Genomic DNA, 14,228 nt, shown 5'->3' with positions numbered 1-14,228 from the left:
CCTGGCACAAACGGTGTTCGTGGCCAAATCCTGTGGCCGGGCGCAAACGCGCTACGCATCGGTGAGCAAGTGCTGCCCATGCGCTGAAGCAGAATGGGTGAAGTGGCTGTTGCAAGGAATGCACCAGTCGCTGTGGCCCTACCTTTAACCTGACACGAGGCCAGCACCAAAAGTTTCTATTTTTTTCACCGAATGACCAGCCGGTTTTACTCCGCGAAAATCAGTCTAGGCCAGAACTTAGAGCGGGGGCGGCCAACGGGTGAAATTGTTCGACAATCGGTCAAAAGAGGGTACAGGCATAGCGCTTTGCGGGGAGGCGCACCGACGAAGGGCAGGTTTATTTTCTGGTGCGGGTCAAATCGGGACCAGGAAGTTCTGGCGATGGGCACGGAGGGGTAGGTGTTTGCACCGTTGTGGTGCGTGAAATTTAGGGGGAGGTGGTGGGTTTGAGGGCCTCATCGCGAGCAGGCTCGCTCCCACATTTGGATCTGCTTCGTCACACATTCTGTGTACACCCAAGATCCAATGTGGGAGCGAGCCTGCTCGCGATGAACGATAACTCGGTTTCAGCCCAGCAGCCGGATCGGCGCTCCCGCCGCCCAAGCTTGAATGTCCTCGATCATTTGCGAAAAGAACAGTTGGTAGTTCTGCCGGCTGACATACCCGATATGCGGCGTGGCCAGCACATTGTCCAGCGTTCTGAAAGGATGATGGCGGGGTAACGGTTCGTGCTCGAACACATCCAGCGCCGCGCCCGCCAAGCGTTTTTTTTGAAGAGCCTTGATCAATGCCGACTCATCGACAATGGGCCCGCGGGCAGTGTTGACCAACCATGCCGTGGGTTTCATCCAGTCCAGTGCCTGAGTGTCAACCAACCCTCGGCTGCGCTCGCTGAGCACCAGATGGACCGACAGCACATCGGCCTGCTCGAACAGTTCCTGTTTGCTGACATAGGTGACGTCGACCTCGGCAGCCCGTTCGGCGGTCAGGTTTTCGCTCCAGGCAATCACCCGCATGCCGAACACCTGCCCGAACCGGGCTACCCGTTGACCAATGCTGCCCAGACCGAGAATCGCCAAGGTCTTGCCCTGCAGGTCGCCGCCCAATCCTTGTTGCCATTGACCGGCGCGCAAGGCGTTGGCTTCGGCCACCAGGTTGCGGGTGGCGGCCATGATCAGCGCCCAGGTCAGTTCGGGGGCGGCGTGTTTGTAGCTGTCGGTGCCGCACACCTGAATGCCCAGCGCGGCGGCGGCTTTCAGGTCCAGGGCGGCGTTGCGCATGCCGCCGGTGACCAGCAGCTTGAGTGTGGGCAAGCGGCGCAGCAGGTCTTCATCGAACCGGGTGCGCTCGCGCATCACGCAGATCACCTCGAATGCGCCGAGCCGTTCGGCCAGGGTTTCGTTGTCGGCCGGGTAGTCATGGATAAAACTCACCTGGCCGATGCTGTCCAGCACCGACCAGTCCACCACATCGCGAGCCACGTCCTGCCAATCATCGATCACCGCAATCTGCACCGCCATCAGCCTTACCTCATCAACGAACGGGATTTGTTTTGTTTAGCCAGTCGAGTAAAGCCTGATGGAATTTGGCCGGTTCCTCCATCTGCGGCGCGTGGCCAAGGCCCGGGAATTCAATCAGTGTCGACCGGGGAATCAGTTTCGCCACTTGCTTGCCGAGTACGTCGTAATGACCGATTTTCGCCTTGACCTCGGGCGGTGCGATGTTCTTGTTGATGGCCGTGGTGTCGCGGGTGCCAATCAGCAGCAGGGTCGGCACTTTCAGGTCCTTGAACTCGTAGTACACCGGTTGGGTGAAGATCATGTCGTAAATCAGCGCCGAGTTCCAAGCCACCGCTGTTTTTCCTGGCCCTTTGGCCAGGCCCGCGTACATGTTCACCCAACGATCAAACTCCGGCTTCCAGCGGCCGTCGTAATAGGTGTTGCGTTGGTAGTCGTGGATACCCTGCGCCGTGACTTTCAGCTCGCGCTCATACCATTGATCAACCGTGAGATAGGGCACGCCAAGGGCTTTCCAGTCCTCCAGGCCGATTGGATTGACCAGGGCCAACTGTTCGACTTGATCGGGGTATTGCAACGCATAGCGGGTCGCGAGCATGCCGCCGGTGGAGTGGCCGAGCAGGGTGGCCTTCTGGATGCCCAGGGTTTTGAGCAGTTGCTGGGTGTTGGCTGCCAGTTGCTGGAAACTGTATTGATAGTGGTCCGGTTTGCTGGAGGTGCAAAAACCGATCTGGTCCGGCGCGATGACCCGGTAACCGGCCTCGCTCAGCGCCTTGATCGAGCTGTCCCAGGTCGCGCCGCAGAAGTTTTTGCCGTGCATCAGCACCACGCTGCGTCCATTGACCTTGCCTTGGGCGGCAACGTCCATGTAACCCATCTGCAGGGGTTTGCCTTGGGACTCAAAGTCGAAGTACTTGATCGTGTAGGGGTAATCGAAGCCCTGAAGTTGCGGGCCGTATTCCGGCGTTTCGGCCTGGTTCTGGTTCTGGTTCTGGGCGTGAGCGAGAACGGGCAGAGCCGCTGTCAGCAGCAGGCCGGGTAACCAGCGGGAGAGGATGGGCGACATGGGTAAAGCTCCACAGGAAATCCGCCGATGCTGGACCGGCATGATTAGGGTGACATTAAACATAGGTCATGGCCGCAATGCCGAGCGAAATCCATGTGGGAGCGGGCTTGCTCGCGAAGGTGGTGTGCCAGACAACATTAATGTCGACTGACACTCCCTCTTCGCGAGCAAGCCCGCTCCCACAGGTTCCGCGCCGCCATGGCCCTGATCATTCAACCCATCCATCCCAGCGTAGCCACGGCCAACACACCATAGCGGGCGCCCTTGGCGAGTGTCACGATCACCAGGAAACGCCCCAGCGGTTCGCGCATGACGCCAGCCACCAGCGTCAGTGGATCGCCGATGATGGGCACCCAACTGAGTAGCAACGACCAATGGCCATAACGCTGGTAGTGCTTTTGGGCTTGCTCGAGATGGCGAGGGCTGACCGGAAACCAGCGCCGCTCGCGAAACCGCTCGATGCCGCGCCCCAGCCACCAGTTCAGTAACGAGCCCAGCACATTGCCCAGCGTAGCGACTGCCAACAACGACCAGAGCCAATCCTGATTGCTGAGCAACAACCCCACCAGCACTGCTTCGGATTGCAGTGGCAGCAGCGTCGCGGCACCGAACGCCGCGAGAAACAGCCCGATGTAGGCGCCGAACATCAATGGGCGGGGTAGTCCGCCACCACCACGTCAGTGCCGTCCTTTTTCAAACCGATCACTTGATAGGCATCACTCATGCCGTCCATTTCCATGCCGGGCGAGCCCATGGGCATGCCGGGTGCGGCAACCCCCAACAAATCGTCACGCTTGCTCAAGGCCAGTACTTGATCGGCCGGCACGTGGCCTTCGACGAATTTGCCGTTGATAAGGCCGGTGTGACACGACGCGAGCCGAGGTGGCACACCGTGTTGTTGCTTGAATTGGCTCATGTCGGCTTCAACATGGTCTGCGACCTTAAAACCGTTGGCTTCCAGATGGCTGACCCATTTTTTGCAGCAACCGCAGTTGGCATCGCGATGAACTTCGATGGGAATCAGCTCAGCAGCCTGGGCCAGGGAAGAGATGAAAAGGGCGCTCAGGGCGGCCAGACGCAGGTGGGTTCGCATGGGGATCTCGTCTCGGGTTGTGGCCAAAAAGATGCATTTTGACCATTTTCTCTCGCGAAGAGGAGGCGGATTGTTTCGAAGTAATACAGCATGAGTAACGCATTGTGGCGAGGGAGCTTGCTTGCGCTTGGCTGCGAAGCAGTCGCAAAACCAGACGCTCGTATTCGATCCGGATCCCCACGTTGGCAGATTCGGGGCCGCTGCGCCCCAGCGGGAGCAAGCTCCCTCGCCACAGGTACGATGTTTCTCTGGCTGGCATCAGGGCAAGCCCCTCACCGAAGGGCATGCCTTGCTTTTGCGATCAACGAACCTTGAAACGCCCCATGATCGTGCTCACCCGGTTATTGGCTTCCAGCAGTTGCTGAGTGTTGAGCTCACTGGCCTGGCCGCTTTTCACCAGCTCATCGACCATATGGCGGATCTGCACCATGCTGCGATTGATCTCTTCGGTCACGGCGCTTTGCTGCTCGGCGGCGGTGGCGATCTGGGTACTCAGACTGTTGATGTGGCTGACGGAGCCGGCCATTTCATCCAGGCCGGAGTTGACCCGGGCCGTGGCGTCGGCAGCCGACTGACAGCTGACCTGGGTGTTTTCCATGGCGCTGACCGACGAACTCACGCCTTGGGTCAGGCGGGTTAGCATTTCGTTGATTTCCGAAGTGCTGGCCTGGGTGCGGGCGGCGAGGGCGCGGACTTCGTCGGCGACCACCGCGAACCCGCGGCCTTGCTCACCGGCCCGGGCTGCTTCGATCGCGGCGTTCAGTGCCAGCAAATTGGTTTGCCCGGCGATGGCGCCAATCACCCCGAGAATTTCGGTGATGCGTTGGGCGTCCTGTTGCATGTTTTCGACTTTATGGGTGGCACTTGCTACTTCATCGATCAACGCCACCACACTGCTCGACGCTTCGCCGACCACCACGCGGGAGCGATCCGCGTGCTCGTTGGCGCGTTGCGTGAAAGCGGCGGTTTCGGCGGCGTTCTGCGCGACGCTGTCGGCGGTCGAACTCATCTCGGTAATGGCGGTGACGGTCTGATCGGTTTCCGAAGCATGACGCACCAGAATCTGGCTGGTGTGAGCGGAAGTCCGTTGCAGATTCTCCAGGCTCGACGCCATTGCGCCCGTCGCCTGAGTAACTTCGCCGATCATATTCTGCAAGTAGGCGATAAAGGTGTTGACCGAATGACCGATGGCGCCGAGTTCGTCTTCGGCGCGGATGGTGATGCGCTTGGTCAGGTCGGCATCACCCGTGGACAAGGCGTCGATATTGGCTTTCAGGGCTTTCATGCGCTGGATCAGTTGGCGGATGGCATAGACCTGCAGCAACACCAGCAGAATCACCATCGGAATCTGCAACAGGCTCAACGTGTTGAGCACATCGTCACGCTGGGCCGTGATCAGTGTGGTCGGCAGGGCGGTGGCGAGGAACCACGGCGTACCTTCGATCGGGCGCATGAAGAAGGTGCTGGTTTCGCCGTTGTTATCGAACTCGACCCGTTGCAGCGATTGGTCCCGCTGTGCCAGCCCGGCCTTGACCTGAGCGGCAAACGGCGACTGGCCGGCCAGTTCAGCGATGTTTTTCAATACGATCGGCCCGCTGATTCGCGAGCTGTTGCTGATGATCTTGCCATCGGCCTCGACGATCAGCATCTCGGCACCCAGGTCTTTTTCCTTGCGCGCCACCAAGTCATTGAAGAAGCCTAGTGTCACGTCAATGGTCGAGACACCGTACGCCGCGCCATTTTTCTGAATGGCCATGGCGCAGTTGGTGCGCGGTTCGGCGCTGGCGTCATCTTTATAGGCGGCGGCCCAGGCACATTGGCCGCGCGGAGTCTGCATACCGCCCTTGTACCAGGTCTGGTCGTAATAGTTGGGCGCGGCGTCGCTGTTCCAGAACGTATTGACCGCCAGTTTTCCCGAGGCATCGCGGTGCCAGAAGGTGCTGAACTTATTGCGCCCGGCTTCGCGCTGACCGGGCAATGGCCAGATCCCGCCACCGAAGACTTTCAGTTCACCGTACTGATCAACCAGGCCCGGCAGGACCGTGTCGATGGCGGCGCTGTCGAGCAGGGGAATGGTTTGAGTGATGCTGCGCTGCTGGGCTTGCACCTTGTTCAGTTCACCCTGGATCTGCTCGGCCACTTCGGCGATGCGATTGAGGGCTACCTGTTCTTCGGTATGACGCAGTTTTGGCGCGACCAGCTGACTGATGCCAACCACGGTCAGGACGGATAAAAGCAGGATGAACAGGACCAGAAACAGCGTGTAGCGAGCCTGAATGGTACGAAATGCGGGCATGGGACCGGTCCTTGCGCAGCGTTTTTATTATGGGGGTGTGGGTTTGAAAATCGGGGCATCGAAAGGGTATCGGCTCACGAATGTCGAGCTTTAGGTACGATCGTGCAAGATTTGCCTGGGGTGACGAACGGCGGGAAGGGACGTGTCCATATCGATACAAACAAACTAACCAAGACGTGCATAAGGGCTTGATTAGTTATCTGCGCCAATATCGAAAAGTTCGTATTGGCCAATGAAACAAGGGGCTTTTTGGTATGTGTCGTAAATGTACAAGAATTGTAAAAAGCGGAAATATTTGTTGGTGACGCTGAAGCGTGCATCGATACTCGCCCGCACTTAACTCGGATAAACAAGGAACTTTTATGGTCGCCTCACAAGGACGTCTGTGTGTTTTGGATGATCGGCATCCCGTCACGCAGTCGGGAGCCCGGTCATGACAATCGGCTATACAGGCGCATGGACGAGCAAGGCAGGTTTACTGGTCAAGGATACCGGCAGCGGCAAGCCTGTTACCCACAGCGCCAGGGTCAAGCAGATGCTGGCATTGGTGGGAAGCAATCCCAATGCGCTGAATACGGCGAAAATGGATGAACAGAAACTGCACAGGAACATCAAGGGCTTCGATCCGGAAAATGTATCCGCCAAGCAACTGGGCAATCTCAGTGCCTTCTTGAGAGGCAAAGGCCTGATTTCCGATATTACTTCGATGACCTTGCTTAATGCCGGTGACAAGTTTGATCGTTTTGGCGTACAGAAAGACCCGGATGCGAAGTTCAATGCGCTGGAGTATTTCGCCACGCAACTGGACACCATTCAGAACAACAGTATCAAGGGTGACAAGTACGCCGTTGGCCTGATCCCTGAATACAAGACGGCGATCTACGTACTGCAGAACTTGCAAGCTTACGGCAAGGGCAACGGTACGACGGTTCCTAATGACAAGGGCGTTAACGCCAAGGCGTGATGTTTGGCAGCGCTGGCCCGCTCTAACCATCGAACGGGCCGGGCACCTGTTATCGGTCAAGCAACTTCATGACTTCTTCCGGATAACGCAGCCCTGCCGTGGCATTGGCCGGGAATATCGCTTCCAGGGCCTGCAACTCTTCGCGGCTCAGCTTCACGTCCAGCGCGGCCACATTTTCTTCCAGGTATTTACGCTGTTTGGTGCCTGGAATCGGGATCAGGTAATCCCCTTGGGCCAAGACCCACGCCAACGCCAGTTGTCCCGCCGTCACACCTTTGTCAGTGGCCAGGGTCTGCACTTGCTGCACCAGCAACAGGTTTTTAGCGAAGTTTTCCCCTTGAAAGCGTGGACTGAAGCGACGGTAGTCGTCGGCTGCGAAATCATCCGGACTTCTTAGAGCACCGGTCAAAAAGCCCCGGCCCAACGGACTGTAAGGCACAAAAGCAACACCCAGACGCTGGCAAGCTGCCAGGCAGCCGTTCTCCTCTTGGTCGCGGCTCCATAGCGAGTATTCACTTTGCAGTGCGCTGATCGGGTGAACCTTGTTCGCTCGCTCCAGCGTGGCGGCCGATGCTTCACTCAATCCCAGGTAACGCACCTTGCCGGCCTTCACCAGTTCTGCCATGGCGCCGACGGTTTCCTCGATGGCCACCTGCGGATCGATGCGGTGCTGGTAATACAAATCCAGGGTCTCCACACCAAGACGTTTGAGGCCGCCTATTACCCGCGTTGCGTGCGGCTGCTGGCGGATCTGGAGGAAACCGAAGCGGTGTTTTCCGCTGCTCGCCAAAACCCCAAAGGTCTGCTGCGAGTGGATATGCCTGCGGGAGTGGGACGTTTGATCGTGATTCCGGCATTGCCGCAATTCACTGCCCGGTATCCCTTGATCGAACTGGAAATCGGGTTGAATGACCGGCCAGTGGATCTGATCCGCGAAGGTGTCGATTGCGTGTTGCGGGGTGGCTCGGCCCAGGACGATTCTCTGGTGGCAAGGCCGCTGGTCATGATGGACCAGGTCACCTGCGCGAGCCCGCAATATTTGCAACGTCACGGAACGCCTCAGTGTCTGGCCGATCTCGACGGCCACCAGATGGTGGAGTATTTCTCCAGCAGCACCAGCAAGCGTTACGGGCTGGAGTTTGTGGTTGATGGTCAGGTGCAGCCGATCGATCTGCCCAAACAGGTTTCGGTCAACAGCGCCGATGGATATCTCGCCGCTTGCGAAGCGGGCTATGGTCTGGTCCAGACCCCGTATTATCACGTCGCCCGACAACTGGACGAAGGCCGTTTGTGTGAAGTGCTAAAGGCAGTGCCGCCACCGGCGTTTCCGTTGACGGCGCTCTATCCACCGCACCGCCAGTTGTCTCGACGGGTGAGGGTGTTTGTCGATTGGCTGGTGGAGCTTTGCGCGCAGCCGAGCGGTGACTTTTATAGAAAACACTCAAGCGGCTGAGCGGGAACCGATACGGGCGTTGACGTACCGGTGGGGTCTCGTGGCATTTGCGTTTTGCTGTAAGTCGTCATGCAATCGTTGCATGTGCGCGCAGTGCAGGTTGAGGGGGCGAGACTGGACGCCTCGATGAAACAGGGCGAACCAGCCATTATCATCTGGCGTGGGCATCAAGCCGGTGAAGGCGAAGCCCAGAGCCGAAAAACTCAGCATGTCCCGGGCAAAGTGCCGGGACAGTTCCAGCCGTGCCGAGATCAGCCAGTGCAGGGGTAATTGGCTGATCTGCTCAAGCAAACGTCTGTTCAAACGCTGAATGACAATGTCGAACCGATGCTGATGTTGTTTGATTTGCAACGGCATCGCGGGTCGTGACGCCTTGTCCTGGCAGGTTCCGAACACCGAGCACAGGTGCTGCATGAATGCTCGGCAGCTTTCAGGCCAGGGGATATCGGGGAGCGGGCGCGTGTGTCCTTCGATCATGTGACTGCCCATCACGATGGTTTCCGGGAGCGATTCACCGAATGGCGAAGGGACGTAATCGGGAAGCAGTCCAGTGCTGTGAAAACCGATATTCTCTGCCATGCGTTGAGTGTAGGGATGGTGGGTCACTTGCTTGATCGATACGCTCCGGATCCCCAGAGAACCCGACAACATCAATAACTCTCGGCTCAGGCGCGTCGCGATATGCTGTCCCTGGGCGACGGGATGCACCACGCTGAGGGCCAGTTCCGCGGTATTCGAAGCCGTGTCGTGGCACAACGCGGCATGCCCGAGTACGCGAGCGTCATCCACGGCCAGCATGGATTGCCAACGGCCTTCGGTGTTGTGCTGACTGATCATGTCCGGCAGGTAAACATCCGGCTGAGCGTAAAGATCGCCGTAGACCTCTCGAAACAACCGGCTCAGGGCATCTGCGTCGGAAGGACGGTAGGGGCGAAGTATCAACCGGGTCATTGCGCGGGCTCCTGCGAGCAAACGTCATACACTCGCAAATCCCGCACTCGCAATTGTTTGCCCGAGCGAGGGTGAAGCTGCAGGTCTGTGGCTGCGCAGGAAAGTACTCGAAACTCCAGCAGACCCTCGCGGCTCAGGTCGTCGATGGCAGGGTAGTGGGCAAGCAAAGCTTCACGCAATGCGCGCAGTACCGGCTCGACGGTTTGTGACTGAGGTTCGGGCACCCACTTCACGCTCAACAGATCCTTGGAGCCGGTCTGTTCGATCAGCAATTGCCATTGCTCGCTGTGCGCTATGCGCTGAATGATCTCGTGTATTTCTTCGGTAAACAGCGACAGCACGCCGACTCGTACCCGCTGACTGTGGGCGCTACGCCCCTTTAGGGCGAATTTACGCCTCGGGGTTGCGGTCGGCTCACGCCAACATGCACGGTCGCCCACCGGGTACCGCAGCAGCGGCATGAGCCGGCGTGTCAGATTGGTCTGCACTAGCATTCCGATACGATCGCATTCTTCAATCACTTCACCGGTGTGTTCATCGATGATTTGCAGCAAGGTTTGCTGTTCGAATACCCGATGCTCGCCCAATGCGCAGTCGCGAGTGCTGGCCCCTATGAGCCCGGCGTCTACGCTGGCGTAGCCGATAGAGGCAATACGGGCGTTGGGGAATACTTCACCGAGGATTGCCAGCTGCGGGGCAAACAGGCTTTCGCCGCCATACAGCAGCGTCTCGACCCCGCACAGCACACGCCGATGCTGCGTCAGGTAGGCCGCGAATCGAAGCAACTGTGCGGGCACCCCGGCCAGAACATTGATTCGATGTCGTGCGATCGCATCCGCCAGTACGTCCGGTTCGATGTCTCCGGTAAACGGAAACTCACAGATGGATCGTCCGACATGGGCCAGGGAATCGTGGACAAACAGAAAACTGGCGTAGAGATCCCCTGAAAAGAACAGATTGGCGACGCGGTCGCCATTGTTCAATTGAGAAGAGAGACTGTTTCCGAATGTACTGACCAGTGTTTGCCATTCCTCGTAGGAGTAAACCGCAAGTTTTCCCTGGCTGGTCGAACCTCCGGTTTTAAACACCAACGCATCATCAACATTTCCCGTCAAGACCGACCAATGATTCAAGTCATTGCTGCCGGTCCAATAGTTGGTCACATTGGTTAACGGTAAATCTTTTAAAGTAATACCTGTGGTGGGTAAATGTTTCAGATGCGCGCTGTAGTAGTTTGAGTGTTGTCGTACAAAAGACACGAGTTGTTCGAGCGAATGAATTGATTTCACTGGATTCTCTTTCTAATCAGGCATTTTGGTTTGAAAAGCACGGCCGTTGAAACGTTCTGTTTTTATATTCTTCGATCGACAATCAGTGGGACTTTTCCGCTGTGCTTGTTTTGTATGAATTCATGTTCAGCACATGCGATTACTTCAACAACTAACAGGGCAGCGGCTATGGCATTTGCCAATGCTTCATGGGTCAGCAATTTTTCTCGTACCCAAGTGATATCGGCATCCGTTCGAACTTGCATTCGTTCGACGCCACTGGCGGTGTAATCCAGAACAACTTGAATGGGGACTCCTACGCTGTGTTCCAGCGCCGAAGGTGAGATGAACTCCGTGCCAATTCGCACCAGTTTGCCGTGCCGCTGCAGCAGTTCGAATCGCGGCGTTTCCAGTCCACAAGGGCAGGCTCCGGGGAGCCAGCGGCCGGTATCGCCGATGTCATATCGGTGAACGCGCTGACCTTGCCGGGCGCGGGAGGTAAATAGCAGACGGCCGATCTCATTGGCTTGCACCGGCACATCCTGTTCGAACTGAACGATCTCCAGATACTGGGTTTCGCACATCAAGTGAAACACGCCGTCTGCGGTAGCCCGGCAGGCATGACCCAGTGGGCCTGCATCGACGGATCCGTAGAGAGCAGAACGAATCGTCGACACTGCGCAACTTTCCATCAAGCTTCGACTGGCCTCGCCCGGATGCTCGCCGCCAAGGAGTACTTTGCCAATACCGGCATAGTCGCGAAGTCGGGCCTGCTCCTTGAAAAACAGGCGATGCAGCGTACTGGGCATGCCAATCAGCACGGTGACTCGTTGCTCCACGATCAGTCGGGCGATTTCGCTGAAGTCGTCGTCCTGGGGAGCCCCCATAGGCAAATGTGCAACGCCCATCTGTTCAAGAATGCTCGAAAAGCTGAAAAAACCACCGTACAGGTTCCCGCCATAGAACAGGTTCATCACCCGGTCCTGTGACGGATCGAGCCCGACAGCGAACATGCCATCAGCCGCGGCGCGCATTTGTCGTTGGAAGTCTCGGTAGCTGAAACCTGCCAGTGCCGGAGTGCCGCTGCTACCGCCGGAGCGAAAATACAGCTGTGCCGTGGGGCTGATCGGCTGGGTCGTGAAGGTGTCTTTGTCCATGATCGGGCCACGGGCTGTGTCAGGGGCAGGCGGCACCGGGTCGAGCGTTGAGCGGCCAATCGAGACATCAGCGGCCAGGCTCACTGAGAGGCGGCGACTCAGACGCGACAGCGCATAAACACCATCGTGAGGCTCGCCAGCGTAGCCATCATGAATCGTCTCGCAAGGAGCAATGCGAGTGACGCCGGCGTTGACCAGTGTACGAACAAGCTCGGGTGTCCCTGCCGGGGAGGCTATCAGTGCGCAGCTTTGCAGGACGTTTCGCCAGGGCAACAGTGATTCGGCAAGCAAGTGCTGTGGGACTGGCTTGAGCAGTACTGTACGAAACAGAGGCGATGGCGCGAGCGTCTGATGATGCTCCCAGATGACACGCCACCCGGAGCCGGTCCACACCTGGCCGGTCTGATGGGTAAAGCACTGATCAAGCTGCGCCATGGCAGTGCGTGTGGTGATTTCCGAAGCTTCCTGATCTGTCGGCATTAGCGCCGGCCACTGTGGGGCGCGACGTTTGAAGGCTTCGGCCAGACGCTCTCCGAGGTCGTGCAGGACCGCCGGATCGTTGCTGTCCACCAACACCCATTGAGGGCTGGAGCACGCTTGTTGATCCAGCCGACAGACTTCATCTGCCAAGGCATCGAGCGCGGCGGGCTCTGCCGCTTCAGGTGACAGATAGGCGAAGCTGATCTTGTGCCCCCAATCGATCCAGCGGCATCCCGCAGGAATCTGCTGACGAATCGCCTTGAGCGCTGCTACACCACCCCAGGCCGATACTCCGTCTGCCGTGGCGCAAAGTTGAGCTATCCGTGAGGTGTCAACCGGCAGTACTGCTACGAATTCGGCCAGCCTGCCGCTGCTGTCGCATTGCACAAGGGCGGCCAGCAACTGTGCGGTCAACCCCTGATCGCTGGCACTGGGGCGCAACCAGTTGATATTGCCGGCCAGCAGGCTTTCGAGTATTGCGCAGAACGCCAGTAACGGCGCATTGCCTGGGGTGATATGCACCACCAGTCCTAATGGATGCCAGCTTTCGAAACATGGCTGTCGATAGTCGATACGTCGCAGCGAACGCGGTTGCAGGCCCAGCTCTCGCTCAAGTTTTGTGTTCAGGTTGCTGCGCTGGCAGAAATCGATCAGCCCCTGATATTGCTCATCGTCAAGGGGCAGATCCTGGCTACGAGATTGCAACTTCGTGGCGAAGCGGACAGCAGACTCGATAACGGTCTCACTATCGATCGGTGAAGAAAGCAACCGGGGCAATGGTTTTTTAAGGAGTTCGAGGGCACTTTCCGGGGTGATGTCATCACGCAACTGGCCATTGATCAGGTACATATCAAGCGCCTCCGATCAGTTCGGAAGCGGCCATGGCACAACTGCGACTGGCGGAGGTGCCGGCACGGCCATGGAGCTCGAACCAATCGGTTGGCAGACCGCATCCGCAACTGGTGCCAGGATGTAATGTTGCCAGATCGCCCATGACCACGGCATGGGCAGGGCTCGACGAAATGTACGGCGAGACGAATTCCAGCAAGCCGCGCTGGCCGTATGGCTGGACAGTGAAATCGGATGGGTTACGCACGAAAACCTTCGAATAGATCGGTACATGAAAATGATGGTGGGCACACTGGATATAAGGCACTGCATGCTCTACGGCGCCATAGCCGTCCCGACAGCGGGGCAGTTCGATACCCAATTGCCGATTGATCCGGGCATACAACTGATGCAGGGGAATCTCCTGTGCCGCCTGGGTTTTCCAGCCTCCCCCCAGAAACACCAATGATTGGGCGGGCAATTGCAAATCAGCCACGCCGGTGTCTTCCATGCATTGAAGGGCATGCGAAAGGAACGCCGGAAAACCGAGAATGCGAACGGGTAATCCTTCCTCGGCAAATTCTTGCAAGGCTCGAATCACACCAAAAAGATCGAACTCATGACCTTTGCCGGTGAGGCGCAAGCCGTAAGCGACACGGTTGACGGGGGCGTAGCTGCAAAGAAACTGATCGGTATAGGCAGTGCCCAGGGTGATGGCTGCCTCGGGCTCATAGCTCAGGAGCAGATAGTTGCAGGGGCTGTCCGGTGTATCCCAGCCGTAATGCCGGAAAATGTGGTTCACCATGCCTTGTGCCGCGGCCATGCTGCGGTGGTCGTAGCGCATGCGACTCTTTTGGCCGCTGGTGCCGGATGATGTCAGCTCCAGCGCGCCTTCGCCTGTGGGACCGAACACCAGATGACGTTTGAAGTAATTGGCGAAAATCGGCGGCAACCTTGACCAGTCATCCAGCGACTCCAGGGCGTTGGCGTCAAGATCATTAGCATTCAACCAGCGTTCGTATCCGGGAGTGTGATGACAATGAAACAGGCTGATTTCGCTCATGGCCCGGTCGAACAGACCGTCCGGCACGGAATCCAGGCAATAGGGTTGCGTTAACGCACAAAGCGCATCGGTATGGGGTAGATGGATCATCA

10 protein-coding genes and 2 pseudogenes are annotated in these 14,228 nt (G+C 57.9%); 2 read left to right on the top strand and 10 right to left on the bottom strand.

Annotated elements, in window-relative coordinates; genetic code table 11:
* Positions 1–566: 566 nt before the first annotated feature.
* The 5 genes from ACZ9IM_RS16035 to ACZ9IM_RS16015 all read right to left on the bottom strand — a co-directional run bounded on the left by ACZ9IM_RS16035 (position 567) and on the right by ACZ9IM_RS16015 (position 5,972).
* Entirely contained in the window at positions 567–1,520 is a 954-nt protein-coding gene (locus ACZ9IM_RS16035) for a D-2-hydroxyacid dehydrogenase family protein (RefSeq protein ID WP_427626172.1), read from the bottom strand.
* A 13-nt stretch (positions 1,521–1,533) separates the two neighbouring features.
* Positions 1,534–2,583, bottom strand: coding sequence for an alpha/beta fold hydrolase (locus tag ACZ9IM_RS16030; protein ID WP_476224440.1), 1,050 nt, complete (start codon positions 2,581–2,583; stop codon positions 1,534–1,536).
* A gap of 212 nt (positions 2,584–2,795) precedes the next feature.
* Positions 2,796–3,230, bottom strand: coding sequence for a YqaA family protein (locus ACZ9IM_RS16025; protein WP_008069184.1), 435 nt, complete (start codon positions 3,228–3,230; stop codon positions 2,796–2,798).
* The gene (locus tag ACZ9IM_RS16020; RefSeq protein WP_008069185.1) at positions 3,230–3,676 is read right to left on the bottom strand and encodes a DUF411 domain-containing protein; all 447 of its coding nucleotides are present in this window, start codon (positions 3,674–3,676) and stop codon (positions 3,230–3,232) included. Before ACZ9IM_RS16020 ends, ACZ9IM_RS16025 begins: the two co-directional genes overlap by 1 nt.
* A 301-nt stretch (positions 3,677–3,977) precedes the next feature.
* Positions 3,978–5,972, bottom strand: coding sequence for a methyl-accepting chemotaxis protein (locus ACZ9IM_RS16015; protein WP_476224439.1), 1,995 nt, complete (start codon positions 5,970–5,972; stop codon positions 3,978–3,980).
* A gap of 433 nt (positions 5,973–6,405) precedes the next feature.
* Between ACZ9IM_RS16015 and ACZ9IM_RS16010 the strand changes: the two genes are divergently transcribed.
* A complete protein-coding gene (locus tag ACZ9IM_RS16010) occupies positions 6,406–6,936 on the top strand; it encodes a hypothetical protein (RefSeq protein ID WP_008069187.1) in 531 nt (176 codons plus the stop codon).
* A 49-nt stretch (positions 6,937–6,985) separates the two neighbouring features.
* Here ACZ9IM_RS16010 and ACZ9IM_RS16005 read toward each other — a convergent pair.
* Positions 6,986–7,654: pseudogene (locus tag ACZ9IM_RS16005) on the bottom strand (aldo/keto reductase); the annotation flags it as partial.
* On the opposite strand from ACZ9IM_RS16005, the pseudogene ACZ9IM_RS16000 reads away from it, so the two are divergent.
* A pseudogene (locus ACZ9IM_RS16000) lies at positions 7,649–8,389 on the top strand (LysR substrate-binding domain-containing protein); the annotation flags it as partial. The pseudogenes ACZ9IM_RS16005 and ACZ9IM_RS16000 sit on opposite strands and share 6 nt — an antisense overlap.
* On the opposite strand, the gene ACZ9IM_RS15995 reads toward ACZ9IM_RS16000, so the two are convergent.
* The 4 genes from ACZ9IM_RS15995 to ACZ9IM_RS15980 form a co-directional block, all read right to left on the bottom strand.
* Positions 8,378–9,340 carry a GNAT family N-acetyltransferase gene (locus ACZ9IM_RS15995; RefSeq protein ID WP_476224438.1) on the bottom strand — a complete coding sequence of 321 codons (963 nt, stop codon included), beginning with the start codon at positions 9,338–9,340 and terminating at the stop codon, positions 8,378–8,380. The pseudogene ACZ9IM_RS16000 and the gene ACZ9IM_RS15995 overlap by 12 nt on opposite strands.
* Positions 9,337–10,629 carry a phenylacetate--CoA ligase family protein gene (locus ACZ9IM_RS15990; protein WP_476224436.1) on the bottom strand — a complete coding sequence of 431 codons (1,293 nt, stop codon included), beginning with the start codon at positions 10,627–10,629 and terminating at the stop codon, positions 9,337–9,339. The genes ACZ9IM_RS15995 and ACZ9IM_RS15990 overlap by 4 nt, the downstream gene beginning before the upstream one ends.
* 62 nt (positions 10,630–10,691) lie before the next feature.
* Positions 10,692–13,094 (bottom strand): aldehyde dehydrogenase family protein, encoded by a 2,403-nt coding sequence (locus ACZ9IM_RS15985; protein WP_427626165.1) that lies wholly within the window; start codon positions 13,092–13,094, stop codon positions 10,692–10,694.
* Position 13,095: 1 nt separating this feature from the next.
* Positions 13,096–14,226, bottom strand: a complete 1,131-nt coding sequence (locus ACZ9IM_RS15980) for a LuxE/PaaK family acyltransferase (protein WP_476224435.1) — start codon at positions 14,224–14,226, stop codon at positions 13,096–13,098.
* Between the last annotated feature and the right edge of the window lie 2 nt (positions 14,227–14,228).

This window comes from Pseudomonas sp. TE12508 (assembly GCF_056279485.1).
This window is presented reverse-complemented; position numbering and strand designations above follow the sequence as displayed.

What these genes read in the sequence shown, in the direction of transcription:
- ACZ9IM_RS16035 (WP_427626172.1), bottom strand. Translation starts at nt 1,520, where the DNA reads ATGGCGGTGCAGATTGCGGTGATCGATGATTGGCAGGACGTGGCTCGC.
- ACZ9IM_RS16030 (WP_476224440.1), bottom strand. Translation starts at nt 2,583, where the DNA reads ATGTCGCCCATCCTCTCCCGCTGGTTACCCGGCCTGCTGCTGACAGCG.
- ACZ9IM_RS16025 (WP_008069184.1), bottom strand. Translation starts at nt 3,230, where the DNA reads ATGTTCGGCGCCTACATCGGGCTGTTTCTCGCGGCGTTCGGTGCCGCG.
- ACZ9IM_RS16020 (WP_008069185.1), bottom strand. Translation starts at nt 3,676, where the DNA reads ATGCGAACCCACCTGCGTCTGGCCGCCCTGAGCGCCCTTTTCATCTCT.
- ACZ9IM_RS16015 (WP_476224439.1), bottom strand. Translation starts at nt 5,972, where the DNA reads ATGCCCGCATTTCGTACCATTCAGGCTCGCTACACGCTGTTTCTGGTC.
- ACZ9IM_RS16010 (WP_008069187.1), top strand. Translation starts at nt 6,406, where the DNA reads ATGACAATCGGCTATACAGGCGCATGGACGAGCAAGGCAGGTTTACTG.
- ACZ9IM_RS15995 (WP_476224438.1), bottom strand. Translation starts at nt 9,340, where the DNA reads ATGACCCGGTTGATACTTCGCCCCTACCGTCCTTCCGACGCAGATGCC.
- ACZ9IM_RS15985 (WP_427626165.1), bottom strand. Translation starts at nt 13,094, where the DNA reads ATGTACCTGATCAATGGCCAGTTGCGTGATGACATCACCCCGGAAAGT.
- ACZ9IM_RS15980 (WP_476224435.1), bottom strand. Translation starts at nt 14,226, where the DNA reads ATGATCCATCTACCCCATACCGATGCGCTTTGTGCGTTAACGCAACCC.